We start from the raw sequence: 25009 nt of genomic DNA, 5'->3' as shown, positions 1-25009 counted from the left end.
TCAGTGCCTCATTTCAGTCAAGGAAATAGAAGTATTAAAATCATTGAGACAATAACTTTCTTTTAATAACGACATTTTTTTTTCATATACTAAGTCACCACATACCTTATTCACTGAACTCGTCTTCAATAATTTTAATAATGGATTGAATAATTTTGTCACCCATATCTTCTTCCGGTGAATATCAGCTATTTGTCTAACCATTTCTGAAGTACACATATACTCTTTATTCTGAGGAAAAAACAATCCACTACTACAATCATCTATCAACAGTCTTACAAATTCACAAAAATTATCTATATGAATTACACTGCGTTTATTATCTATATCAGGGAAGATAGGTGATTTTAATACTAGCTTAGCCAGTTTTGGGTAATTGCCCCTGCACCCTTTGCCATATATCATAGGTGGACGGATGATTGCTATATTAAAGCTAGTCGTTTTCAAGGGGACTATTAGTTCTTCCGCTTGAAGCTTCGCCTTCCCATAATTACTTTTAGGAATGGTAGAAGTATTTTTGTCAATAATACCATTTTCAATTCCATAAACACTCATGGAGCTTAAAAAAATAAATTGTTTAACACCACTATCCTTAGCCTTTTGAGCAGATTCATATGCTAAGTCACGGTTAACCATATAATAAATTTCTGCATTTTCTTTAGTTTCCTTTATATGAGCAATCCCTGCTACATGAAAAACAACATCATACTTCGAGAAATCATACTCTTTCCACAAATTACCTCTCATGTTAACGGTGTCTACAGAATATTTATCAGGATACTTCTCCAGCCATTTCTCTAGACTTGTACCTATATAACTCTTAGATCCTGTAATAAGTATTTTTTTCATGCTGACATTGTCCCCTTATTACTTGCCATCTCATCCTTAGTATTTATATTCCCGGCTCCGCCTTCAACGATTCCCTCACTTTTCAACACACTGGAAATCGTTCCGAAGAAGCACTTTAAATCCATGGTTAAGCCCATTTGCTGGACATACTCCCCATCCAATTTCGCCTTAACTCCTATGGACAGCTCATCTCTGCCATTAATCTGAGCCCAACCTGTCAATCCTGGCAATACATCATTCGCCCCATACTTGTCTCTCTCTTCAATCAAATCGTATTGATTCCAGAGAGCTGGACGTGGACCTACAACAGCCATAGAACCACCTATGATATTGAATATTTGTGGAAGCTCGTCCAGACTTGTTTTTCTTAAAAACTTCCCCATTCTAGTTATATATTGTTCCGGGTTGTTTAGAAGATGTGTTGGGGTATCTTTGGGTGTATCTATTCGCATTGTTCGAAATTTCAGAATATTGAAATGCGTTTTATGAATACCGACACGTTTTTGCTTAAAGAATACTGGACCTCTCGAATCAATTTTTATAGCAATAATCAGAATACATAATACCGGTGAGACTATAATCAGACCGGTTAACGATAACAATAAACTTAATATTCTCTTTACTTTAAGGTAAATCATAATTATCCCCCGATCTGAAAAGGCCACTAGATTCTTTAAACCCCAACCTCAAAGGAATACCCTAATTCCTCTAAGGTTGGTACTTTCTTGGGCTCAGCCAGCTTGATCATCAATCCATTCTCAATGGCATTAAGTCCGTTGACTTCCGAGTTCATACGAAATTCAGGAATGTCCTTTTTCGTAACGTACTCTTCATTTAATCCTGATATTTCAAGCGTAATGTTAGCTTCTACCACAGTTAATAATTCTCTTAATCTCATTAGGATAACCTCACTTTAGATTGTTATCTATCCGCCATTTTATCTGCTATGGTCTGACCTTCTTGAAGCTGAGCTTCGAACTCGGCTCTATATTGGCTAATAATTCCCGTGTCGTATCCACCCGCTTGGAGTTTAGATTCGGCGTCGGACAATATGCTGTTGAAGCTGGAAGTAAATGAGGACAACTGCTGCACGCCTCTGGCTTTGATACTTGCTTTGCTAGCAGCATCTTTAGCAGACACATACTCAATCGCAATAGCTATCAAGGTGGATCGGCTCTCTGATTGAAGTGCGTTCAGCTTGGCTTCAGTGTCACTGGTAATGGATTCATATGAAGCTTTTGCTGTTCCTCCACCCGCTCCTGCAGAACCTCCACCAGTTGCTCCAGTGGTCGGGGCAGGTGTTGCCGCTGCTCCATTAGTGTCCTTACCGCTGTTGTTTGTGGTGGTATCTTTGCCGCCGGCAGCAGTCTGCGCTTTATAAGAAGCTGAAGCTGCGGTAATCGTCATCGATTTCTGATCCCACATGATTTCATTTCCCACGGACTCCGATAGGAAGCGAAGAGGTACGTATAACGAACCGTTCAAGAGATAACTGGATTGACCCGTGGGTACACTCTTGGACGTACCATTAAATCCATAACTTGCTTTAACACGATTTAGGATAATGTTCTTCGAAGTCGTAGAAGCGCTATTATCGTTCGTTGCATTCATTAAATATTCCTTAATAACGACAAGCTCTGCACTGCTTGGCTCAGCTACGGTAACCTTTACGTTCTTGGCATCCCAGCTAACACTTTTCTGCAAGGCATAGGAAACGAAGCGCAATGGAACGTAGGTTGTATTGTTGTAAATGAACACATACTGCCCCGCAGGCGGCTGCATAACTACTCCGTCAAACGTCAGCTTCACATTCATATTTTGAACTTTGATTGTATTGGTGCTCTTATTTATAGTAGCTGCTGACACATTGGCCGGAGCCGATACTGTTAATGGTGCCATACTGATCAACAAGAATAGACTTAATAGCGCTGCTGGATATCTCACTTTTCTCACAATTATTCACTCCCGCTTTCTTCTCCTAATACCTGATCGCGTGTTTTCCCTTGGCTAACTCCGTACTTCTTAGCAATTTGTGCTAGCTCGTTATACTGCTGCTCTGATACTTTACTGAGAATAATAGAGCGTGCTTCGCGCTTCTCGTCTATGGATAAACCTCCACTGGCTAGTTCTTTGAGGTAATTGATATCTGAGACGCTTAACTGGCCTAACACGATAGAGACCACATCTGCCTTCTCTTTTACAGTTACATTTTCTTGAATCTTCTTAGCTTTATCTGTTGAGATCTGTGCGGTATATCCGCTATTGGAGGATTCACCAGTTACTGAAGGTGCTGGGGTTACGGTCGCGGTAGTTTCCGGCTTGTCCTGACCAGCTTCAGCTTGAACATTGTTTCCGTCTTCTATAGAAGCGGTTGGAGCAGTAGTTGTATTAGTAACCACAGGTGTCGTTCCTTCTACTTGGCTATCCACAATATTCTCTGACTCTACATCGAAGCCTCCAACCATGGAATTCATCAATTTATCTACAGCATAGTTAGCGGCGAATAAGCCTCCAACTCCTAACACAACAATAACTGATAGAACCCACAGCAATACCCTTTTCCATCTTTTATTGAACATAATGTATCCCCCGTTATAAATTAGTTAGCTACTTGCTGCTTGAGCGACGGGCTGCATGGGGACAATCTGATTAATGACTTCGCGTATCGCTTCCCCATCCTCGGTAAGCACACGTTCCAAACGTTTGAATTCAAGCTCCAGTTGGTTCTGGCTGATCACATTCGGTCTTCCGATAAAAATCCTGCCATGATGTGTAGAGCCTAAGTTTTCCTCATCGGTCAGCAGCTCTTCGTACAGCTTCTCGCCCTCGCGAATGCCGGAGAACTTAATATCAATGTCCTTATAAGGCTCATAGCCGGATAAAGTAATTAAATCCTCAGCCAAAGTTAGAATCTTTACCGGTTCACCCATATCCAGCACGAAGACTTCGCCGCCTTTCGCGAATGAACCGGACTGAATAACAAGCTGTACCGCCTCAGGTATAGTCATGAAATACCGGATCATCTCTGGATGGGTAACGGTAACAGGACCACCGGCAGCAATCTGTTGCTTGAACGCCGGGATTACACTGCCTCGACTACCAAGTACGTTGCCGAAGCGAACTGCTGAGAACTTGGTTTGACTTAAATCGTTGAGAGATTGTACATACATCTCCGCAATCCGCTTGGTTGCCCCCATCACACTGGTTGGGTTAACCGCCTTATCTGAAGAGATCATTACAAATCTTTCTGACCCGAATTTATCCGCACAGTCGGCCACATTGCGAGTACCGAATACATTATTTTTGATAGCTTCAGCAGGATTTCGCTCCATCAAGGGAACGTGTTTGTGTGCTGCCGCATGAAAGACCACATTCGGCTTGTAGCTGCGGAATACGTCCATCATACGTGTACGATCTTGTACATCCGCTATAACTGTAACTATATTTATATCCGGGCAGCTCTTACGCAACTCCATTTCAATCGTGTAAATACTATTCTCACCATGCCCTAACAGCAGCAGCTTGTCCGGCATGAAGGGGGCAATCTGGCGACACAGCTCTGAGCCTATAGATCCACCTGCCCCTGTAACCAGTACTGTCTTATGATGGACATAATCAAGAATACTGTTGAGGTCCGCTACAACAGGCTCACGTCCCAGTAAATCCTCTACACTTACATCTCTCAGCTTCTTGACGGATATTTTGCCTGCTATAAGATCGTTCAGTGCCGGGATAATCTTAAGCTTGGCCCCTGTCGTCTTGGAGAGCTTAATGATTTCGGATATTTCAGTTCTGGAGACGGAAGGTATCGCAATAATGATCTCATGAATATCTCTATCCTTAACCACACTCGGGATCGCATAACGGTTTCCCAGGACGGGAATCCCTAGAATTGACATGTGGTACTTGTTAGGGCTGTCGTCAATAAATCCAATCAGCCTCGTGTGTGCAAAAGAAGGCCCCATCATTTCCTTGGCAATAAGCGTTCCGCAATCCCCTGCTCCTACAATAAGCGTGTGCGTTCTGGTGTCCTCATAATTGATACGCTCAGTGCGGAATACTCTCCACAAGAAACGAACACCCCCCACCAACAGCAGGATGGTCTCCATCGCCCGCACTTCTACGCCAAAGGGCACACGTTCCGGAAGACAAAGGTAGGCTATGCTGTAAGAGAGGACTGCTCCCACCGCAATAGCCTTAACTACTGATATTATTTCCCCAATACTCGCATACTGCCACACCCGCCGATAAAGTCCAAAATAAATAAGACTTCCCCCGAAGGTTAGGGTTGAAATGACACCCATCTGAATCATTTGAGTGAAATAATCTGGAGGTATATGATTTATGAATCGGAACAGATAGGAGCTAACAAAACTAAACCATATGATCAAAAGATCAACGATGAATAAAAAGATCACTCTAGATTTCGCTGTCATTTTGGTGCCTCCAAAAATAACAATTTTCCGTAAAAACATTCAACTCAATTGCCATAATAATAATAGTAGTACCCTTCACTGGCTTTTCGCTTAACGTTATTCATAACCACACCAAGCATTCTTGCACCCACACGATCCAGGTTGGCTTTAGCCTTAACAGCGATATCCCGCTTAACCTTGCCGTAGCTGACTACCATAATGACACCGTCACTCTTGGAAGCCACAATCTGAGCATCTGTAACCGCCAATAGCGGTGGGGTATCGATAATAATCACATCATACCTTTGGCGGAGCTCCTGAATTACGGAGGTCATTCGATTCGAAGCCATCATTTCAGCCGGATTAGGAGGTATAGGGCCTGATGTCATTATGGAAAGATTCGGTATAGTAGTAACCTGAACTGCATCTTCAATGCCAATTTGCTGAGACAGTAAAGAAGATAATCCATAACGGTTGCTGAGCGTGAATGTCTTATGTGCTGTTGGTTTACGCAAGTCGGCATCTATCAATAAGACTTTCTTATCACTCAGTGCATAAGAGGCGGCCAAATTCCCTGAAATCGTCGATTTCCCTTCCTCAGGTCCGGACGAAGTCACCATGATCACTTGAATTCTCTCATCTACAGATGAGAAATCAATGTTGGTACGCAGTGCGCGAAAGGCTTCTGATACCGGAGAACGCGGGTTTGTCAGTGTAATCAGTTGGCGTTGTTTACTTAGTTGCTGTGACATTCTCTAGTTCCCCCGCTCTTCTGGTGGATTGCAGAGCCTGAGTCTCTACCCCTGCTCCCTTATTGAATTCATCTTGCCCAACTCTCGTAATCATTGCTAATGTTGGCAGACCGAGATATTGCTCAATATCCGCTTCTGTCTTCAAGGTATCATCCAAATATTCCAGCAGGAAGGAGATCCCCAAACCAATCATCACGGATACTATGAAAGCGATAGCCAGGTTAAGAACTACATTGGGTTCCACCGGGCCTGGAGCGATTGGAGGATTAACCTTCGCTTCATTCAGTATCGATACGTTCTGCACATTGAACAGGGATGGAATCTCCTGCTTGAACACCAAAGATATGGCGTTCACAATCTCAGCAGCCCGTGAATAGGAATTATCTCTAACGACAAGTGTCATCACCTGCGTATTATTTACAGAGCTGACATTGACCTTCTTCATAAGTTCTTCAGTAGTAACATTGAATTGCGGATAATCCTTCGTAACGACATCTAGTATGGCAGGAGTCTTAATAATTTCCTTATAGGTATTAATGAGTTGGATATTGGTATTGATTTGATTCAAATCGAGCTGCGCCACCGTTGACTGTGTCGGAGTCTGGTTAACGATAATTTTTGTGGAAGCTTCGTACACCGGTTTTTTGATATACAGGCTGTACACCCCGGCAAATGCGCACACTACAACAACAATGCTGACAATAAGCCAGAGCCTCTTTTGAATGATCCGGAAATAGTCGCGAAGATCCAATTCTTGTGATGACAAGTAAAATTACCTCCAAGCGGTTTCTGTAATATATAATACTAATCCTAAAAAAGCGCCCCCTCTCACCTTCATGAGAGGAGGCTCACTTTGTACTTTGAGAATACTATTCTACTTGAAGTTCATAGTACGATAGATGATTACTGCGGCTTCAGCACGAGTAGCTGTTTTGTTAGGCTCAAACTTACCACCGTTGCCGATTACCAGGTTATTACTAGCTGCGAATGCCACTCCGCCCTTCAGGGAAGCACTGATCTTAGCAGCGTCCGAGAATTTGCTGATTGCTGTTGCATCCGATGTAAGGGAAGGATTAATGGATTTCAAAGCGCGTGAGATCATTGTCGCCATTTCAGCACGAGTGATCGTTGCATTCGGATCAAACTGGGAAGCGCTACGTCCAGTAATGATTCCCTTCTCAGCAGCAACAGCTACATATGGAGCGTACCAAGCGGAAGAACTCACATCCGTGAAGCTTTGTGTTGCCGAGTTGTTCTCCAAGTTCAGAGCACGGATCAACATTTTTGCGAATTCCGCGCGGGTAACATTGCTCTTCGGAGCGAATTTGTCTTGTCCAACACCTTCAATGGCACCTTTAGCGGCTACTACTTGAATTTGTTTACCTGCCCATGCTTGTACACTGGCGATATCATTGAAAGTGACTTTGTTCTCTACTACAACGTAGGAAGAGAATGTATCGCGGGGTTCAACGATGAAATCACCCTCAACTACTCCGCCTTGGTATTGAAGGTCTCCGTATACAATCTTAGCAACGGACAGGAGTTCTTTATCCAAGCCTGGAACATTCTTCAGCGGAAGTTTGAATTGAATCGGCCGTTTGAAGGATGTAGTAACCACACCATCAACAGTTAATTTGAATTCATAGACATTTGAAGCCAGTTTCATCTTGGTAACAGATGTAGCCGCATTGTCATTTACTGTGGATACAGTCAATGCAAGTGCTGCGCTGAATTGAGATACCGGAATCGTTACAGTCAAGCCGTTGAAGGTAACAGCAACATTGGTAATTCCATTGGCCTTAGCAGCATCAATGATAGCTTTGGAAAGAGGAACCTCTACTGTTGCAGCAGTTACTGTTCCTACGTTCAGAGTTAGCGTGAGTTCACCTGTTTTACCGGCCGCCTTAGCCGCGGCAGTTAGCTTGGTCATTGCTGTAATGGTGTCGCTATCTGTCAGTTTCACCGTTGCTTTGCCATCTGTGACTTGTACAAGACTAGAAACATCAAGATTTGAAGCAGCAGTATATTGTTGCTCTAGAGTCGTAGTTGGAGGAGTCACAATGCCACCGGTTGGAGGATTAACAATAGTAGTCTTAATATAAGCATTATAATAAGCCTGCGCCAACACCAGGGTTGCAAGTTTTTCTTGAGTTACGGATGCTTCAGCTTCAAGATTTGCCTTGGTAGCTGACAGCATTTCTGAGGTGATGCCGAGTTTGTTCAGAGCCGCTCTCAACGTATAGTTAGCAGTACCAATTTGGCTGTCAAGAACAATTGCTTTAGCTTCTAGAGCCTGCGTGCTATTCGAATCAAGGGCAATCGCCAGCAAATCTGCTTCTTTTTTACCTTTGAATAGGGTAATCAACTGTTGCTCCACTCCGGAAGCACCGAACACAAAGTTATAAACTTCATTCACTGAAAGACCTGTAATACCAGCTTCTGCACCGATTTTCTTAAGGACATCTTCATAAGATTGATAGTTAGGAGAGTCTAAAATGTCAGTTACTGCGGAATAATCAGGGGTATATACCGAAGTAACTACCTCTATGTATAAGTTGAACAATGCAGTTTTATCGTTATCATCCAAAAAACTAAGTTGTGCTAGAACAGGTGCAAAAATAGCTTCCAGCTCAGTTTTGTCAAGCCCTTGAAGCTCAGCGCGGAAATCACGAAGGATTTGTCTATCTGTTTCACTCAGACTTCCATAAAGAGTTGTTGCACGAGCCTTCAGATCAGCAAAATTCCCGCTAGTCGCTGCGGAAGCTGTTCCTACGATTCCAACTTGCTTTGCGAATCCATTGATACCTAGTGGAAGTCCAGCCACGGATGCAGCCGCCATACTTACTGCCATTGTTGATACTACTAGCTTCTTCTTAATACTCAAATTTAAGCACCTCTTTATATGTATTATTATTGATAAACCCAATTTACTAGTTCTGCAAACCTATCATCTATTACAGGGAAATATGCAATTCTAATCCAATAAAACCCATTATATCATTCTTTATCTAGCAGTCTTTTTACAAATACAAACAATTTGTGACGCTTCCTTCTTCCTAAATCAGGCCCTCCTCTGCCTATTTCTTTATTTCCGACAATCTTCGCGGCATTCTCGCGGAAATAATCACAAGTTTCTTTACCCATCATTTTTTCCAGAGTCCGATACGCCTCGGATAGTCCAAAGGGCCGATGAACACTGTCGTGGGCATCTGATGCTACCACATGGATAAGTTTTCTGCGGCAAAGCTCCAGGGATAGCTTCTGCAGCTTGCTGCCGAAGACCCCGGCAACGCTCTGAGCGGTTACTTGTCCTATTGATCCCTGCTCTATTAACCTTTCCAATCTGGAAGGATCAGAAGCAATCTCAGCATTACGCTCCGGGTGGGCAATAACCGGTACGAAACCCTGAATGATCAATTCGTGACAGACTTCTTCCATGTTACGAGGCACACGTGAAGAAGGCATTTCCAGCAGAATATAACGCGAATCTGCAAGGCTCAGCAATGTCCCCTTCTCCAAATCATTCAGAAGATCTCCGTAGATACGGATCTCCTGACCGGGAAGAACAAGCAGTGAGCTATCACTCTGGCGAAGTTTTTCATTGAACAGTTTGACCGCCTGCCCTATATTAGGGGCCGGATTCATATACTGTCCATTGGCATGATGTGGTGTAGCAATAATCGTGGTAATCCCGTCTCGTTCGGCTTCCCGGGCCATAACGAGAGCAGCTTCCCAGTCGGAAGCCCCGTCATCCATAAAAGGTAATATGTGACAATGAATATCTATCATACTTTTATATCGGTTCCTTTCTGTTAAATTTTTAGGTTTTTTCAAAAAAAAAAAAAAAAAAAAAAAAAAAAAAAAAAAAAAAAAAAATACAACCCTCTCTAATTGAGAAGATTGTATTCGATATAAAATGAGTTCATACATCAGACTTCCAATTGAAATAAGCGTACTGCTAAAGCTTCAAGAGTAGAATCTATCTCTCTTAGTTCACTCTCACGATGGGTCATATTGCGTACATCAAGCAGAACATTAACTTCCCTGCGCAAGCCTTCAATCTCCCGTTCTATGAAGTCAGATTGATACAGGCGCAGCATTTCTGCTACAGAATACTTATATTGATACACCAGCTTGTTACCGTCTGCTGTCACCTCAGAGATCTGGCGGACGGAACCTTGTTCATAATAATACATCATTATGAGTCCCTTGTAGATACGGTTCACTGTTCCCGTGCCCTTATAGGTGATGAATAGCTTCCGGATGATATTGTTGAGATGAGGGTTGACCACCCGGCAAGACAGCACGCAAACATAAAGACCACCATTTCGAGCAAAAGATAAGTGAACTTCCTCTCCTCCGGCTGCTCCAAGCACAATTTCTTGTTCACCGGCCCCGAGTACTTTCACACGGTGACTGATGAAGCTGGTATCGGCTGAGCGCAGGAACTGGTTCATCTGAAATTCTGTCATTTGCAAAGTAGCATTCACATATTCTGTAGCTAATCGTCGCTGGGCCATAGGAATCGCCTCGATTCTTCAAAAACCTTTAGCATGATTATACAATAAAGGGTCCTGTCATATTACGTGAATAATGGCAAATTTATGACTCCGAGGACTCCTCAGAATCAGATATAGCATCCTCAGCTGCCACTTCAGGCAAATCCTCTTCTTCTGCTCCTGATGTAGAGATAAAGCCCTCTACTAATGACCATAACTCCTCTTTACCCAGACCGATTTCGGATGAAAATGGAATGAAGTTATCTCCCGGAAGAACCCCTAACTCCTGCTTCATAATCTTGATGTGCTTCGGCCAACGGGTTTTAGGGATTTTGTCTGCTTTGGTAGCTACTACACAGAGCGGCAAATCATAATGCTTAAGCCAATCGAACATCATCTTATCATTACTTGTAGGAGGATGGCGTAAATCTACGATCAGCAGAACCAGCTTCAGCGTATCTCTCTCGGCTAGGTATTTCTCGACCATCTTGCCCCATACTGCCCGCTGAGATTTGGACACTTTGGCATATCCATATCCCGGAAAGTCGACGAAATACATCATTTCATTGATAAGGTAATAGTTCATATGCTGCGTCTTACCCGGGGTCGAGCTCGTCCGGGCCAGGTTCTTGCGGTCAATCATACGATTAATGAGGGAAGACTTCCCCACATTGGATCTCCCTGCCAGAGCAACCTCTGGCAAGGCATCATCAGGATACTGATCAGGGCCAACGGCGCTGATAATAAAATCGGAACTAGTTACTTTCATAGGACTTCCTTTCTAATGCACACTACTAGGTGGCTCATTACTAATTTCTACATTTGCGTTCACAAGGGCGTGCAGCAGCACCTGATCCATATGCGATACCGGTACAAATTCAACATCATTCCTCACGCTCTCCGGTATATCTTTCAGATCCCGCTCATTATCTTTGGGGAGCAGAATTTTCTTGTAACCCGCCCGATGAGCGGCAAGTGATTTCTCCTTCAAGCCCCCGATAGGAAGCACACGACCGCGCAGCGTGATCTCACCCGTCATCGCAACATCCTTCGAGACATAACGTTTAGTGAGAGCAGAGATTAGGGCTGTAGCGATAGTGATACCTGCAGACGGCCCATCCTTCGGAATGGCACCTTCGGGAATATGAATGTGAATATCAATTTTCTCATAAAAATCGGGCTGTAGTCCCAGCTCCTCCGCCTTCGAACGGGTATAACTGAAGGCTGCCTGCGCGGACTCCTTCATAACATCACCGAGCTGCCCGGTAAGTGTCAGCTTTCCGGTTCCCGGTACTACAGTAACCTCGATCAGCAGCGTATCGCCTCCAACCTCGGTCCAGGCTAAGCCGGTCACGGTTCCAATCTGATCTTCGAGCTCCGCCATACCGTAACGGTACTTCGAGACTCCCAGATAATCCTTAATATCTTCAGGCTGAAGGATCACATTCTCCTTCTCTTCCGATACGATTTGCTTCGCAGCCTTACGGCACAACGCCGCTATTTGCTGTTCCAGATTCCGAACACCGGATTCGCGTGTATATTCACGGATAATGAGCAATAGAACCTCATCTCCTATACTTAACTGTTCATCCGCGAGTCCATGATTCTTCTTCTGCTTAGGCAAAAGATAACGGCTGGCGATCTGCATTTTCTCAAGCTCTGTGTACCCCGGAATATACAGCATTTCCATCCGGTCCAGCAAAGGACGCGGAATATTATGCACTGCATTAGCCGTAGTCACGAACATCACATTCGAGAGATCGAACGGAAGCTCAACAAAGTGATCACTGAACGTATTGTTTTGCTCCGGATCCAGCACCTCCAGCAAAGCAGCCGATGGATCTCCGCGGAAATCTGCAGCCATCTTGTCGATCTCATCCAATAAAAAGACGGGATTAATCGTTCCGGCGGTCTTCATGCCTTGGATAATCCGCCCCGGCATCGCACCGACATAGGTACGGCGGTGACCGCGGATTTCCGCTTCATCACGTACGCCGCCGAGTGAGATACGGACAAATTTGCGATTCAGTGAACGGGCAATGGAACGGGCGAGCGATGTTTTGCCGACACCCGGAGGCCCTACCAGACATAGAATCGGACCCTTCAGCTTCTTGACAAGCTTCTGCACAGCGAGATATTCCAGAACCCGCTCTTTGGGCTTCTCTAGACCGTAATGATCCTCATCAAGCACTTGCTCCGCCTTCTGGATATCAAGATCATCCTCTGTAGAATCATTCCAAGGAAGAGCAAGCAGCCAATCTACATAGTTGCGGATAACACCGCCTTCAGCCGAGCTTGCCGGCATTTTCTCAAGGCGGTCTATCTCCTTCTCAACCTTCTCTTTGACGCGTTCGGGTAAATTCTTGTCTTCCATCAGGGAACGAAGCTCTTCGGCTTCCCCAACCCGGCCTTCTTTCTCGCCAAGCTCCTTCTGGATCGCTTTCATTTGCTCGCGCAAATAATATTCCTTCTGCGTCTTCTCCATCTGTTTCTTCACACGCAGCCCGATCTTACGCTCCAGCTCCAGAACCTCGCGCTCGTTGTTAAGAATGTCTAGCAGCTTCTCCAGACGCTTGTGAACATCAATGGTCTCCAGAATCTCCTGCTTATCCTTGATCTTCAGCGACAAATGACTAGTAATAACATCGGCAAGTCTTCCCGGCTCTTCGATGTCGGATACTGCAGCAAGTGTCTCAGGTGTAACCTTCTTAGATAAGGTAATATAGTGCTCGAACTGGGTCAGAACGGTCCGCATCAGCGCATCGCTCTCCTGATCACCATCCTCTTGCTCCGGCAACTCACGAGCTATAACCTCATAGTACTCCTCATTATCGGTATATTGAATGATTTCGGCTCGCTCCACGCCTTCTACCAGCACCCGAATCGTGCCGTTCGGCAGCTTCAGCATTTGCCTCACATTTGCGACAGTGCCTACCCGAAATATATCATCTTGTCCCGGTTCCTCAATATTTACTTCAGACTGAGAACAGAGGAGGATTAAATTGTCTTCCACCATAGCCTTCTCTAACGCTCTAACTGACTTCTCGCGTCCCACATCCAGGTGAAGAACCATGCTAGGGTACACAAGAAGGCCTCTAAGCGGTAATAAAGGAAAACGACGACCTTTAGATTTGTTGGGTATCATCGCTTTCGCACCTCCAATGGTTCTCAAGTAGTGTCATATGTTCTCATTCTAACAAATGCAGGATAAAAACACCAACGGGCTGCCTAATCGCAGCCTGTCGTTTAAGCTCGTTATTTTCGCCAGACCGCTCGAACATCCAGCAGGGCTTGCTTAAAGATTAGTAATCTCTCCCGAGGCATCCGCCTTAAGGAGTGAAGGCGCTGATGTGAAGGTCTCTCCGATCACTGCAGGAAGTCTTACATCAGCAGTCTGAGCCCCAAAGAGATGGCGGAATACTTCTTCAATCGTATCCATTGGAAGTACACGCAGCGGCGCAAGATCGGCGAACAGAGTTTGCCAATTTTCTTTTGGAATCAGCACTGTAGTCGCCCCGGCCTGAAAAGCTGCCTCTACCTTAGCGATAACACCGCCTACCGGTTTTACACGACCATGGATGCCTATCTCCCCGGTAATCGCGACTGTATTATCCACCGGCAGACCCCGGATGGCAGAGACAATAGCTACAGCCATTGCCACCCCTGCGGACGGCCCGTCAATTGGGGTCCCCCCTGGAAAATTGACGTGCAGATCATAACCATCCGGCGCCAGATTCATTGTACGCAGTACTGTGAGTACATTCTCAACAGAGCCCTTTGCCATACTTTTGCGCCGAATCGTACGCGAGCCCCCGCCGATTTCTTCTTCGTCAACAACCCCCGTGACCGTCAGCCTTCCTTGGCCGTTCACGGCAGGCGCTGCCGATACTTCAATCTCCAACAGTGTGCCCATACCCGGCCCGTATACAGCAAGACCGTTAACCAGTCCAATCTGTGGCGAAGATGGAATCTTCCGCTCTGTACGGAGTGGAAGTTGGCTGCTGCCTGCTACCCACTCCACATCCGCTGCGTTCAACGTGTCCCTCTGCTCTGTTAGGGCCAGACCGGCCGCCAGCTGAATCATATTAACTGCTTCGCGGCCGTTGGTTGCATATTGCTTAACCACACTGACGGCTTCGGGACTGGGTTTGAGGCCAATCTTCTGTATCGCATCACGGCCGATAACTTCAATCTCATCCGGCAATAAGGGACGGAAATAAATTTCCATGCAGCGAGAACGCAGAGCAGGCGAGATCTCATCCGGTGACCGAGTAGTCGCACCCACAAGCCGAAAGTCTGCCGGCAGTCCATTCTGAAAAATATCATGAATATAAGCAGGCGTATTGCTGTCCTCTGAACTATAGTAGGCACTTTCCAGCAGTACCTTGCGGTCTTCCAGTACCTTCAGCAGCTTATTCATCTGGATTGGATGCAGCTCACCAATCTCATCGAGAAACAAGATACCTCCGTGAGCTTTCGTCACGGCCCCCGGCTTCGGCTGCGGAACACCAGCTACACCCATCGCCCCCGCACCCTGATAGATCGGATCATGTACAGATCCAATTAACGGATCGGCAATCCCCCGTTCATCGAAACGGGCAGTTGTTGCATCAATCTCAGTAAATTTGGCATCGCTTTTGAAGGGAGAGAGCGGGTTTTTCTTCGCTTCTTCCATCACAACGCGTGCGGCAGCAGTCTTACCGACTCCAGGCGGGCCATATATAATGACATGCTGCGGATTTGCACTGCAAAGCGCAGCCTTTAAAGCACGAAGTCCGTCCTTCTGCCCTACAATGTCACCAATGGAGGCCGGACGCGTCTTTTCCGACAGTGGTTTGGTTAGCGAGATCATCCTCATTTTCCGAAGCTTATCCAGCTCTTTCCGAGACTCGCGCTCGACCGCCGATTTATTGCTCTTCTGACCGCGCAGCAAATTCCAAAAATAAACGCCGATAACCAGCGCAAAAAAGAGCTGCACGATCATCAGCATTATGCTTAATTCCATAGGTCACCCTCCTAATTCGTTGTTTCTATTGACCTTGCACCAAGGCAACTAACTGCTACTAGGTAGTATAGCCTTTTCAGTCATCAATAAACGCACCAGAAAGGATTTATGAGAGATTATGCAAACTTCCGTTTACACAACGAGAAAAACAATCATACACACACCCCATGCTAAATGCAATAAATTTAGAGGGAATTCCTATCTATAAATCTAAGGATTCACCTAATCCTTCGTGACTAGAGGGGTTTTCTCCCTATAAATCTAAGGATTCATTCAATCCTTCGTGATTAAAGGGAATTACTCCCTGTGAAATCCTAGTATTCGCTTGATTACACGGTTACCAAGGAGATTAGCGGGTGCTTTTCCCTCTAGTTGCCCAAATAAGAGTAGCGTCAAGAAGTTTGTGAATAAGAGTAGAAGGATCTCCTCGGGGTATCCGCGACAAACAAGACAAATCGTCTACCTACATGGGTGTCAATTTATATAGTTGCACAATCTACACTTATTTTTCTCCCTTAGCACACTTTAAGGTGTTTAATTGCACTTTATACACTTATTTTTGGATATTCCGGGCTTTACCCGGCATATTCATGTTTTTAGTTGCACAAAGTACATCTATTCATACATCACAACGCTAAAGTCTAGAAATAAGTGTATAAGATACATCTATTTTACTGATGTATCCGGATAATAAGCCGGTATCGGCCAATATAGAGGACAAATCCCCTCTATTGCTGTCAGCTCAACCGATGCGCTCAACCAATGTTCCCACCCGATCATGCTCATCATACTCATCAAGCCCATCATGCTCATCATACCTGATCAAGCCGATCATCCCATTCATCCCCAATAGTCTAGTACATTCCGCGCCAGCTCATACCGCATCTTTCATATCTTAGCCCCTATTCAAATAAAAAACGCCCCAGCATACCACCGGATAAACCGGGGTGTCTTGGGACGTTCTTCGTCACTTGAACCTATTTATAATTGCATTAATTGCATTTAAATACCATTACCTGAAATTCTAGCTTGAACTGGAGGTGCCAAATTAGCATGACTGCGGCCGGGAATCTCGCCAGTAGCTTCGTATGCTACGACAATAGCGTCAATTTCCTTCTTCAACTCACTCACAAGTTCTGCTTCCGGTACTTTTCGAATCATTTCTCCGTAGCGGAACAGCATTCCTTCTCCACGCGCCCCTGCAATGCCGATATCGGCCTCACGAGCTTCACCGGGTCCGTTAACCGCACAGCCTAATACGGATACCTTGATCGGCACCTTGAGCTTGGAAATGTACTCTTCAACTTCATTAGCAATGGAGAACAGATCGATATCCAGACGTCCACAGGTTGGGCAGGATATGAGCGTTGCCGCATTGGAGATAAGCCCAAATGTCTTTAAAAGTTCCCGTGCCACCTTAACTTCCTCTACAGGATCGGCACTCAGTGAAATACGTACAGTGCTGCCGATGCCCATGGACAGAAGAGCTCCAATACCGGCAGAACTCTTAACCGTACCTGCAAAGAGAGTACCGGATTCAGTAATTCCAAGATGAAGCGGGTAAGGAATAACCTCAGCAGCTTGACGGTAGGCTTCTATAGCCATTGGAACGTCAGATGCCTTCAAAGAAACGATGATATCATGGAAATCCAATTCTTCCAGGATGCCAATATGATACAGTGCGCTTTCGACCATAGCCTCCGGCGTAGGGTAACCGTACTTCTCCAGCAAATGGTTCTCCAATGATCCGGCATTTACGCCGATCCGGATCGGAATACCCTTAGCCTTACAAGCATTTACTACGGCTTCAACCTTCTCACGACGACCAATATTCCCGGGATTAATACGAACCTTATCAATCCCATTCTCAATAGCAAGCAGGGCCAATTTATAGTTAAAGTGGATATCCGCTACAAGAGGAATATGTATCCGCTGCTTAATTTCCTTAATCGCAGCCGCCGCCTCTTCATTGTTCACGGTCACACGTACTAACTGACAGCCCGCTTCTTCCAGCCGTAGTATCTCGGCTACAGTCGCCTCGACATCCGCTGTTTTGGTCGTACACATGCTTTGAATGGCAACCTCGTTGTTTCCCCCAATAATGAGCCCGCCAACATTGACGGGACGTGTCTGGTGTCTCAAGAACATGGTTTTCTCCCCCATAACGCCAAAGCTCCACCCCTTCGCTCCCGCTGTTAAGAACGGGATATGCGGAAGAAAGGTGGAGACTATGACATGTATTGTTAAGGAACGCCAGCTTACGCGCTTTCCTCTTGTTTCTTGTCTTTCTTCATGTTCAGCTCAGGCAATGCCTTCTCCTGAACAACTTTTTCGGTGATCACACAATCCTTGATATCATCGCGTGAGGGAACCTCATACATAACATCAAGCATAATGCTCTCGATAATCGCGCGCAATCCGCGAGCTCCTGTATTGCGTTTGATCGCTTCCTTCGCAATCGCTTCAAGTGCCAGCGGCTCGAATTTCAACGTTACATTATCCATCTCCAGCAGCTTGATATACTGCTTCACAAGCGCGTTCTTCGGCTCGGAGAGAATACGTACCAGTGTCTTCTCATCCAGTGGCTCCAGCGTGGAGATGATCGGCAGACGGCCTACAAATTCAGGGATAAGTCCAAATTTGAGCAGATCCTCCGGTAATACCATAGACAGGTATTCGCCGGTTTTCAGATCTTTTTGACCTTCAACAGCAGAGTTAAAACCAATCACCTTTTTACCAATACGGCGCTTAATCATTTGCTCCAGTCCGTCAAACGCTCCACCTACGATGAACAAAATGTTCGTCGTATCGATCTGAATAAATTCCTGATGAGGATGCTTACGTCCACCTTGCGGAGGAACGGAAGCAACAGTTCCTTCCAGAATCTTCAGCAATGCTTGCTGTACGCCTTCACCCGATACATCCCGAGTAATGGACGGATTCTCCGATTTACGTGCTACTTTATCGATCTCATCAATATAGATAATACCGCGTTCAGCTTTCTCTACATCGTAATCGGCCGCCTGGATCAGCTTCAGCAGAATATTCTCAACATCCTCACCGACATAACCAGCTTCCGTCAGGGACGTAGCATCTGCTATGGCAAAAGGAACGTTAATAATCTTAGCCATGGTCTGTGCCAAGAGAGTTTTACCGGAACCTGTTGGACCAAGTAGAAGGATGTTGCTCTTCGTCAGTTCAACATCTTCGATTTTGCTCTGGCTGTTCACCCGTTTGTAGTGGTTATATACCGCTACAGAGAGTGACTTCTTTGCTTGTTCTTGTCCAATAACGTATTGGTCCAAAATATCACGGATTTCCTTCGGTTTCGGAATATCCTTCATGTCCAGCTCTTCTTCATGACCGAGCTCTTCTTCAACGATTTCTGTACACAGTTCTATACATTCATCGCATATATAAACGCCTGGTCCCGCTACAAGCTTGCGAACCTGTTCTTGTGATTTACCGCAGAAGGAGCATTTAAGCTGCCCTTTTTCATCATTAAATTTAAACATCTAACCACCCCTTTAAGATTTGATCGGTGAAGTGAGAACCTGGTCAATAAGGCCGTAAGCCTTCGCTTCTTCCGCGCTCATGAAATTATCGCGGTCTGTATCCCGTTCGATTTTGTCAAGGGGCTGACCTGTGCGTTCTACATAAATCTGATTCAACTTTTGTTTAGTCTTGATGATCCAGTCGGTATGAATCAAAATATCTGACGCTTGACCCTGAACGCCACCTAGCGGCTGGTGAATCATTACTTCGCTGTTCGTAAGAGCAAACCGTTTACCCGGCGCTCCGGCAGTCAAAAGCAGCGATCCCATACTTGCTGCCATCCCCACACAAATCGTGGAAACATCCGGTTTAATGTATTGCATCGTATCATATATACCCATACCGGCTGTTACAGAACCACCGGGTGAGTTGAGGTACAAGTGAATGTCCTTTTCGGGGTCGTCTGCTGCCAAAAACAACAATTGAGCTATGACCAGATTGGCGACATCATCGTCAATCGCACTACTCAGGAAAATGATGCGATCCTTCAGCAATCTGGAATAGATATCGTATGAGCGTTCTCCCCGACTTGTGGATTCCACAACCATTGGTACCAGACTCATGCCACCAACCTCTTTTCTCTACAGAAGATAGTCTTTCCTTTTCAGAAATATTTTAACACGTTCAAAGCCCTATGTCATTTTTTCACTTTACAGCGTAATTATATCCCGAAAGTCAGCCATTCATAACTCTACGCTATGTATTTCCTTGAATTACTTTCCCTTGAGATTATAAAAAAATAAGGCACGTAACAATATACGTGCCTTATCGACTGTATATGGAGACCTATAAAGGCCACTCTAGTTAAATATTGCTGCTAAGAAAAATCTTACTCAGCACTAACTTCTTCAGTACTTTCAGCTGCAGCTTCTTCAACCGCTTCAACTTCAACACTGTTTGCTACAAGGAATTCGATTGTCTTACGAAGGGAAATATCCTCATTCAAGCTGCCAATGGAACCGTTAGCTGTCAGAATGCTGCGGATTTCTTCAGGAGTGCGTTTGTAAGCTTCAGCCATAGTAGCCAATTCCTGAGTGATTTCTTCTTCGGAAACTTCGATGTTCTCGGTCTTAGCGATAACTTCCAGTACCAAGTTGTTGCGAACGCGTTTCTCAGCATCGCCTTTCATTTGGTTCTGCAAATCTTCACGAGTTTGACCCGAGAAGCTAAGGAACATATCCATGTTCATGCCTTGTTGACGCAGACGGTTGTCGAAATCGCGAACCATGTTTTGTACTTCGCTGTCGATCATAGCTTCAGGAATTTCGATTTCTGCGTTTGCAGCCGCTTTATCAACTACAGCATTCTCGCGAGTGCCTTTCAGCTCATCCTGTTTACGGGATTCAAGCTGTTGCTTAAGGTCGGCTTTGTATTCTTCCAAAGTGTCAAATTCACTTACGTCTTTAGCGAATTCATCATCTAGAGCTGGAAGCTGTTTGCGTTTGATCTCATGCAGTTTCACTTTGAATACAGCTACTTTACCTGCAAGATTCTCAGCGTGGTAAGTTTCTGGAAAAGTTACTTCAACGTCCTTAAGATCGCCAACACCCATACCTACAACCTGCTCTTCGAAGCCAGGAATGAAGGAGTTGCTGCCCAGTTCAAGGGAATGACGCTCAGCTTGTCCGCCTTCGAACTGTACACCGTCAATGGATCCGTCGAAATCAATAACTGTGATATCGCCGTTTGCAGCTACTTCGTCTTCAATAACAACAAGCTCAGCGTGACGCTCTTGCAGACGAGTAAGCTCAGCATTCAATTCGTCTTCAGTTACTTCAGCTTTCTGTACAGGAACTTCAAGTCCTTTGTACTCGCCTAATTTAACTTCAGGCTTAACAGTTACTTTAGCTTTAAAAATAAACGGTTGGCCTTTAGCAAACTGCTCAACATCAACTTCAGGGCGGTCTACTGGGAAGATATCTGTTTCATCGATAGCCTCACCGTATGCTTCAGGAAGTAGGATGTCAATTGCATCTTGATACAAGCTTTCTACACCAAAACGGGATTCAAAAATAGCCCGCGGTACTTTGCCTTTACGGAATCCAGGTACGTTTGCTTTCTTAACTACTTTATTAAAAGCTTTGTCGAGTGCTGCAGTTACACGTTCAACTTCGACTTCGACTTCAAGAACACCAAGGTTCTTCTCTATTTTCTCCCAAGTTGCTTTCATAATATACTTTCCCCTCCAAGATAGGTTCACATGTTTCAATCAAATTAATCCACGCACAGAATAACCATTATATTATATACAAAATTACTTTTTTTATCAAGTAGTGTTGCCTTTCTGTTAATCTCGGTACCACAAATCCTATATTCCTATCTTCACGAAGGCCTTAAGAGAGCGGTAGGCTTGCTCAAATTGAAATCTCATAGTATCCGTAATCCCGTACATGTTCCGTGTCTCTTCTTCATTCCGGGAACCGTTCAGACTCTCAGAGATGATCTGGTGCAAAGCTCCGGCCCATATATCCAGCAAAACATCTTCATCTGACATTAGAGAGCGATAATCGGCAGTGCCATAAATCGACATGATGAACTGGCCCCAAAGCTCTTGTGCAAAATAATATAGAGTAGGCTCATGCACTTCCGCTTGCTGGGCTAATCTTTCCAGCACCAAAACAACCTGAGGCGGGAAATCGTCACTCTGCAGCGGGATATCATCTATCTCAATAACGGATGTTTCCAGTCCACGAACCAGCTTAACTGCACCTTCTACTCCACGGCGGCGCAGTGTCTGCATCGTTCGAAATTGCAGTAATGGATGTACCTTGCCCGTCTGCAGCCAAGAGATCAGCGCTTCATCCACTCCTTCTCCCTTCACATAAGAGAGTTGTTCCAGAGCCAAAACAGTACTCTCCGCCAGAGGCTCGTTCATAATCTTCAGCAATAGTTTATTCGGATAGTCTGGATCTTCCGCCTGCTTCGACTGAGCCAAAATTCGGGCCATATCCTCTTCGCCGAGGTCTTCCTCATGTCCGTAAGCGGACCCATCTGAGTCTCCATGCTGTGCAGCATAAGGGAAGGCCGTCTCCAACCATTCGAGCAGCGACTGCCATTCCTCATAATAACGTTCTTCCTGTCCTTGGCATTGCAGTAAAAAACGCAGGAGCTCCATCGCTTCCCCGTAGCGTTCACTCTCCAGCATCACCGTCAATTGGATCTGATAGTAATCCAACGTTTTCGGAAACAGCACGATATTATCTTTGGCGGGGGAATTAGAATTCTTAATGAGGGCACCTCCTTGAAATCATCCGGTTCTTTTCTTATATCCATTGTAGAGTATAGCATACCCTTTTCGGATTCTTTAAAAAACAAGTTGTAAAAGATCTTTATGTATGATAAAATAAATTTTGCTTGCTTTTCAGAGTTCATTACATGTCCCGGTAGCTCAGCCGGATAGAGCATGCGCCTTCTAAGCGCACGGTCGGGGGTTCGAATCCCTTCCGGGACGTCAATTGTAGCAGCCTTCCTTCGGGGAGGCTGTTTTACGTTATGGTGATGGGAGGCTCCTATAACACCTGAAACACCACTATCTCATCACCTGCTTAGCCTACTTTACCTACTTTACCCACTTTACCCACTTTACCCACTTACCCACTTTACCCACTCGACCATCGAGTTAACTGTATTTTGTGCAACTAAACTTCTCTCTTTTCACCAAATTAGACAAATAGATGTATTTTCTACAACTAAATCCATTGATTTCCACCAAAAACGCTTAATATCCTCATTTTAGTTGCATAAAGTACACTTAAATTCAAAGAATGACTCCATCCCCCTAAAATAATTGCACAAAGTACACTTATCTACTAACCATCTCCTTTTAATCCCTTATTTACTCCCTTACTCACTCCATTTACTATTCCATCTACTCCTAACTACTCCTAACTACTCCTAACTACTCCTAACTACTCCCTATATACTTAACCAACTGAGCCGGAATAGTCGCACCCTAGTCAATATTAGGCATCCAACTTGTCAAAAAAAACCCCCGGTCACTTGCTGCAGCAAGTGATCGGGGTTTTGATCTAAGAAAATTTACTCCTACTCCACTTAGATCATCGCCATCTTCCGTATGGTTTCACTGTCAAACACCATATTCTCTACCGGCTCTGTAATATCTGCGGAATAGCGGTCAATGGTGATCTTGCCCAAATACATTTTGCGTATAGTAACGCTTCGTTTCGCTTTGAGATAGGATTGAGCGCCGCTCTCTCCGCCTACTAGATAGGCTGAAATCGTACCGCCTGCCTCTAACCGGGAGCCCCGGCATACAGAAGCAGGACTCAGAAATGTAATATTGCCCGAAGAAAACAAATCACACTGCACAATTCCGTCTTTATGAATAATAATATCGCCGTTTGATTTAATAGTTGTGTTCTGGGATTTGCCCATATTAACTTCAACCTTGGTTTCCTGCATCCGGGCCACCCCTGAGTGCAGCTGTACAAGTGAATTAATAAATCCGCTGAGAGATGATTCATTCATGAAGTCAACAAGCTGTATCGGATTCAAGAATACACTCAAAAAATGCGTGATCTGATCAAGATCGTGGTGAAATGATGCCTGAACATGAGTGAGCACTGCCAGCAGTTCCCGAATCACCTGCGGGATTTTTTTGAACTTACTCTCCAGCAGGAGCAGCACAGCCTGTCCATATTTTACAGATTGCTTACGATTCTCCACAGCTTGTGTCAGTAGGCCTGCGGCTTTTTGCAGAACCTTCACCTCTTCAATGAGGAACTGGGAGGTAATATAAATACGGTTGTACATCACGCCGAAGTAACCGGAATACAGTTTGCTGTTAGCCACGTTCCCTTTGATAAGAATACTGCCGGTTGCTGTAATCGTAGAGTTATGAACATTTCCAGCTACATATACATTACCTAGTGATTCTATAATCATATTATCTTCCACGTTACCGCGGATAATAACATCTCCCGAAAAGAGAATATTGCCCGTTTTGATACTAACGTTACCTGGAACAGTGTATGAGGTACAAATGTCAAAATACTTCATTTTATCACCGGTCATACGCGGTCTGCCCTCACGGAGTGCACGTATTTCGTTGTTAACAAGGAGCACCGTATGATCCTTAGCGATTACAATAATATCCGTCGGGTGCTGAGGATATAAGATCTCCCCATGAACATCGTATCCGGGAATGCCCTCAACCACAGGAATCTTACGTGCAATCACTTCGCCTCTTACAACAGAAGGAATTCGAAGATGACTGCGGTAATCAACCTGCCCCCCGATTTCATTGAATTCACTTTCAACTATATTCTCTGCAAAAAACAATTCCATTCGTGCGTTCTCACCCGGCACAGCTGCTCTCCCGTTGGCGACGGGAATGGGCTGATAGCTCGGATTTTGCAGTTCGGCATGAATTCCGGAGATGTTGAGATTCTGGGTGATTGATTTTTTCTCAAAATCCGAAATCACCTTGTTCAGGGTGAGATGTCCGACCTCTACTTCTGTATTCATCGTTGCTGTAATTTCCAACCAGGATACCGCATTATGGTCGTTCAGGTTCCAGGCATATCGCTTTGGTGAATACAAGGTGAAAAACGCTAACAGCTTGTCCTCCGAAATCGTTATCCCATACAGCGGCGGCTCAGAAATTTCCCATTCAATGGTATCCTCAGATGTAACCTCGGTTGGACTTGATATTTTCACTCCGTTGACCTGAATCACCACCGGAAGAACCCCGGAAATGACCGCAGGACAGCCCCCTGGAAGAGGATCCTGTACGAATATTTTATCGGCGCGAACGAGCAAACGTCCGTCTGAATCATCCCCTATTTGTGTCTCACTTAAAAAAACATCTGGATGGTTATCGTTACTTGTTGACTCCCATTCGAGCATATTAATAAGCTGATTTAAATCTTTTTCCGACATCCGGTCAGGCATTAGTCCGCCCTCCATTTTTGT

At 44.9% G+C, this 25009-nt stretch carries 20 protein-coding genes and 1 tRNA gene; 1 reads left to right on the top strand and 20 read right to left on the bottom strand.

Features of this window, described 5'->3' with window-relative positions; translation table 11 throughout:
- From J2T20_RS22595 to J2T20_RS22505, 19 genes are all read right to left on the bottom strand, one after another.
- Complete coding sequence (locus J2T20_RS22595) at window positions 1-849, bottom strand: NAD-dependent epimerase/dehydratase family protein (protein ID WP_307591782.1); 849 nt, start codon at window positions 847-849, stop codon at window positions 1-3.
- A complete protein-coding gene (locus J2T20_RS22590) occupies window positions 846-1484 on the bottom strand; it encodes a sugar transferase (protein WP_307591800.1) in 639 nt (212 codons plus the stop codon). The genes J2T20_RS22595 and J2T20_RS22590 overlap by 4 nt, the downstream gene beginning before the upstream one ends.
- Window positions 1485-1522: 38 nt before the next feature.
- Window positions 1523-1747 carry a hypothetical protein gene (locus tag J2T20_RS22585; RefSeq protein WP_307591781.1) on the bottom strand — a complete coding sequence of 75 codons (225 nt, stop codon included), beginning with the start codon at window positions 1745-1747 and terminating at the stop codon, window positions 1523-1525.
- Window positions 1748-1770: 23 nt separating this feature from the next.
- Window positions 1771-2802: a copper amine oxidase N-terminal domain-containing protein gene (locus tag J2T20_RS22580; RefSeq protein ID WP_307591779.1), complete on the bottom strand. Its 1032-nt coding sequence runs from the start codon at window positions 2800-2802 to the stop codon at window positions 1771-1773.
- 2 nt (window positions 2803-2804) lie between these two features.
- Window positions 2805-3428: a hypothetical protein gene (locus J2T20_RS22575; RefSeq protein WP_307591778.1), complete on the bottom strand. Its 624-nt coding sequence runs from the start codon at window positions 3426-3428 to the stop codon at window positions 2805-2807.
- 24 nt (window positions 3429-3452) lie between these two features.
- A complete protein-coding gene (locus tag J2T20_RS22570; RefSeq protein WP_307591777.1) occupies window positions 3453-5285 on the bottom strand; it encodes a polysaccharide biosynthesis protein in 1833 nt (610 codons plus the stop codon).
- Window positions 5286-5329: 44 nt separating this feature from the next.
- Window positions 5330-6016 (bottom strand): CpsD/CapB family tyrosine-protein kinase, encoded by a 687-nt coding sequence (locus tag J2T20_RS22565; protein ID WP_307591775.1) that lies wholly within the window; start codon window positions 6014-6016, stop codon window positions 5330-5332.
- Entirely contained in the window at window positions 5997-6782 is a 786-nt protein-coding gene (locus J2T20_RS22560; protein WP_307591774.1) for a YveK family protein, read from the bottom strand. Before J2T20_RS22560 ends, J2T20_RS22565 begins: the two co-directional genes overlap by 20 nt.
- 108 nt (window positions 6783-6890) lie before the next feature.
- Window positions 6891-8900 carry an S-layer homology domain-containing protein gene (locus J2T20_RS22555; RefSeq protein WP_307591773.1) on the bottom strand — a complete coding sequence of 670 codons (2010 nt, stop codon included), beginning with the start codon at window positions 8898-8900 and terminating at the stop codon, window positions 6891-6893.
- Between the two features lie 113 nt (window positions 8901-9013).
- The gene (locus J2T20_RS22550; RefSeq protein WP_307591772.1) at window positions 9014-9805 is read right to left on the bottom strand and encodes a tyrosine-protein phosphatase; all 792 of its coding nucleotides are present in this window, start codon (window positions 9803-9805) and stop codon (window positions 9014-9016) included.
- Between the two features lie 140 nt (window positions 9806-9945).
- Window positions 9946-10536 (bottom strand): non-ribosomal peptide synthetase module, encoded by a 591-nt coding sequence (locus J2T20_RS22545; RefSeq protein WP_307591771.1) that lies wholly within the window; start codon window positions 10534-10536, stop codon window positions 9946-9948.
- Window positions 10537-10618: 82 nt separating this feature from the next.
- Window positions 10619-11284: a ribosome biogenesis GTP-binding protein YihA/YsxC gene (yihA, locus tag J2T20_RS22540; RefSeq protein WP_307591770.1), complete on the bottom strand. Its 666-nt coding sequence runs from the start codon at window positions 11282-11284 to the stop codon at window positions 10619-10621.
- Between the two features lie 12 nt (window positions 11285-11296).
- Window positions 11297-13660 (bottom strand): endopeptidase La, encoded by a 2364-nt coding sequence (lon, locus tag J2T20_RS22535; RefSeq protein ID WP_307591769.1) that lies wholly within the window; start codon window positions 13658-13660, stop codon window positions 11297-11299.
- Between the two features lie 150 nt (window positions 13661-13810).
- The gene (gene lonB, locus J2T20_RS22530) at window positions 13811-15520 is read right to left on the bottom strand and encodes an ATP-dependent protease LonB (RefSeq protein WP_307591767.1); all 1710 of its coding nucleotides are present in this window, start codon (window positions 15518-15520) and stop codon (window positions 13811-13813) included.
- Between the two features lie 1002 nt (window positions 15521-16522).
- Complete coding sequence (gene ispG, locus J2T20_RS22525) at window positions 16523-17668, bottom strand: flavodoxin-dependent (E)-4-hydroxy-3-methylbut-2-enyl-diphosphate synthase (protein ID WP_307591766.1); 1146 nt, start codon at window positions 17666-17668, stop codon at window positions 16523-16525.
- A gap of 110 nt (window positions 17669-17778) precedes the next feature.
- Window positions 17779-19035, bottom strand: a complete 1257-nt coding sequence (gene clpX / locus J2T20_RS22520; protein WP_307591764.1) for an ATP-dependent Clp protease ATP-binding subunit ClpX — start codon at window positions 19033-19035, stop codon at window positions 17779-17781.
- Between the two features lie 12 nt (window positions 19036-19047).
- Window positions 19048-19638: an ATP-dependent Clp endopeptidase proteolytic subunit ClpP gene (gene clpP, locus J2T20_RS22515; protein WP_307591762.1), complete on the bottom strand. Its 591-nt coding sequence runs from the start codon at window positions 19636-19638 to the stop codon at window positions 19048-19050.
- Window positions 19639-19904: 266 nt separating this feature from the next.
- Entirely contained in the window at window positions 19905-21245 is a 1341-nt protein-coding gene (tig, locus tag J2T20_RS22510) for a trigger factor (RefSeq protein WP_307591760.1), read from the bottom strand.
- 138 nt (window positions 21246-21383) lie between these two features.
- A complete protein-coding gene (locus J2T20_RS22505) occupies window positions 21384-22220 on the bottom strand; it encodes a hypothetical protein (protein WP_307591798.1) in 837 nt (278 codons plus the stop codon).
- Between the two features lie 232 nt (window positions 22221-22452).
- Here J2T20_RS22505 and J2T20_RS22500 point away from each other — a divergent pair.
- Window positions 22453-22526: transfer RNA gene (locus J2T20_RS22500), tRNA-Arg, on the top strand.
- A 602-nt stretch (window positions 22527-23128) separates the two neighbouring features.
- Here J2T20_RS22500 and J2T20_RS22495 read toward each other — a convergent pair.
- Window positions 23129-24988 (bottom strand): FapA family protein, encoded by a 1860-nt coding sequence (locus tag J2T20_RS22495; protein WP_307591758.1) that lies wholly within the window; start codon window positions 24986-24988, stop codon window positions 23129-23131.
- Between the last annotated feature and the right edge of the window lie 21 nt (window positions 24989-25009).

This window comes from Paenibacillus wynnii, from assembly GCF_030812855.1.
GTDB classification, from domain to species: domain Bacteria; phylum Bacillota; class Bacilli; order Paenibacillales; family Paenibacillaceae; genus Paenibacillus_AQ; species Paenibacillus_AQ wynnii_A.
This window is presented reverse-complemented; position numbering and strand designations above follow the sequence as displayed.

Excerpts from the sequence above, each read along its gene's own strand:
- J2T20_RS22595 (WP_307591782.1), bottom strand. The coding sequence starts at position 849 with ATGAAAAAAATACTTATTACAGGATCTAAGAGTTATATAGGTACAAGT.
- J2T20_RS22585 (WP_307591781.1), bottom strand. The coding sequence starts at position 1,747 with ATGAGATTAAGAGAATTATTAACTGTGGTAGAAGCTAACATTACGCTT.
- J2T20_RS22575 (WP_307591778.1), bottom strand. The coding sequence starts at position 3,428 with ATGTTCAATAAAAGATGGAAAAGGGTATTGCTGTGGGTTCTATCAGTT.
- J2T20_RS22570 (WP_307591777.1), bottom strand. The coding sequence starts at position 5,285 with ATGACAGCGAAATCTAGAGTGATCTTTTTATTCATCGTTGATCTTTTG.
- J2T20_RS22565 (WP_307591775.1), bottom strand. The coding sequence starts at position 6,016 with ATGTCACAGCAACTAAGTAAACAACGCCAACTGATTACACTGACAAAC.
- J2T20_RS22550 (WP_307591772.1), bottom strand. The coding sequence starts at position 9,805 with ATGATAGATATTCATTGTCACATATTACCTTTTATGGATGACGGGGCT.
- J2T20_RS22545 (WP_307591771.1), bottom strand. The coding sequence starts at position 10,536 with ATGGCCCAGCGACGATTAGCTACAGAATATGTGAATGCTACTTTGCAA.
- yihA (WP_307591770.1), bottom strand. The coding sequence starts at position 11,284 with ATGAAAGTAACTAGTTCCGATTTTATTATCAGCGCCGTTGGCCCTGAT.
- lon (WP_307591769.1), bottom strand. The coding sequence starts at position 13,660 with ATGATACCCAACAAATCTAAAGGTCGTCGTTTTCCTTTATTACCGCTT.
- lonB (WP_307591767.1), bottom strand. The coding sequence starts at position 15,520 with ATGGAATTAAGCATAATGCTGATGATCGTGCAGCTCTTTTTTGCGCTG.
- ispG (WP_307591766.1), bottom strand. The coding sequence starts at position 17,668 with ATGTTCTTGAGACACCAGACACGTCCCGTCAATGTTGGCGGGCTCATT.
- clpX (WP_307591764.1), bottom strand. The coding sequence starts at position 19,035 with ATGTTTAAATTTAATGATGAAAAAGGGCAGCTTAAATGCTCCTTCTGC.
- clpP (WP_307591762.1), bottom strand. The coding sequence starts at position 19,638 with ATGAGTCTGGTACCAATGGTTGTGGAATCCACAAGTCGGGGAGAACGC.
- tig (WP_307591760.1), bottom strand. The coding sequence starts at position 21,245 with ATGAAAGCAACTTGGGAGAAAATAGAGAAGAACCTTGGTGTTCTTGAA.
- J2T20_RS22505 (WP_307591798.1), bottom strand. The coding sequence starts at position 22,220 with ATGCTGGAGAGTGAACGCTACGGGGAAGCGATGGAGCTCCTGCGTTTT.
- J2T20_RS22495 (WP_307591758.1), bottom strand. The coding sequence starts at position 24,988 with ATGCCTGACCGGATGTCGGAAAAAGATTTAAATCAGCTTATTAATATG.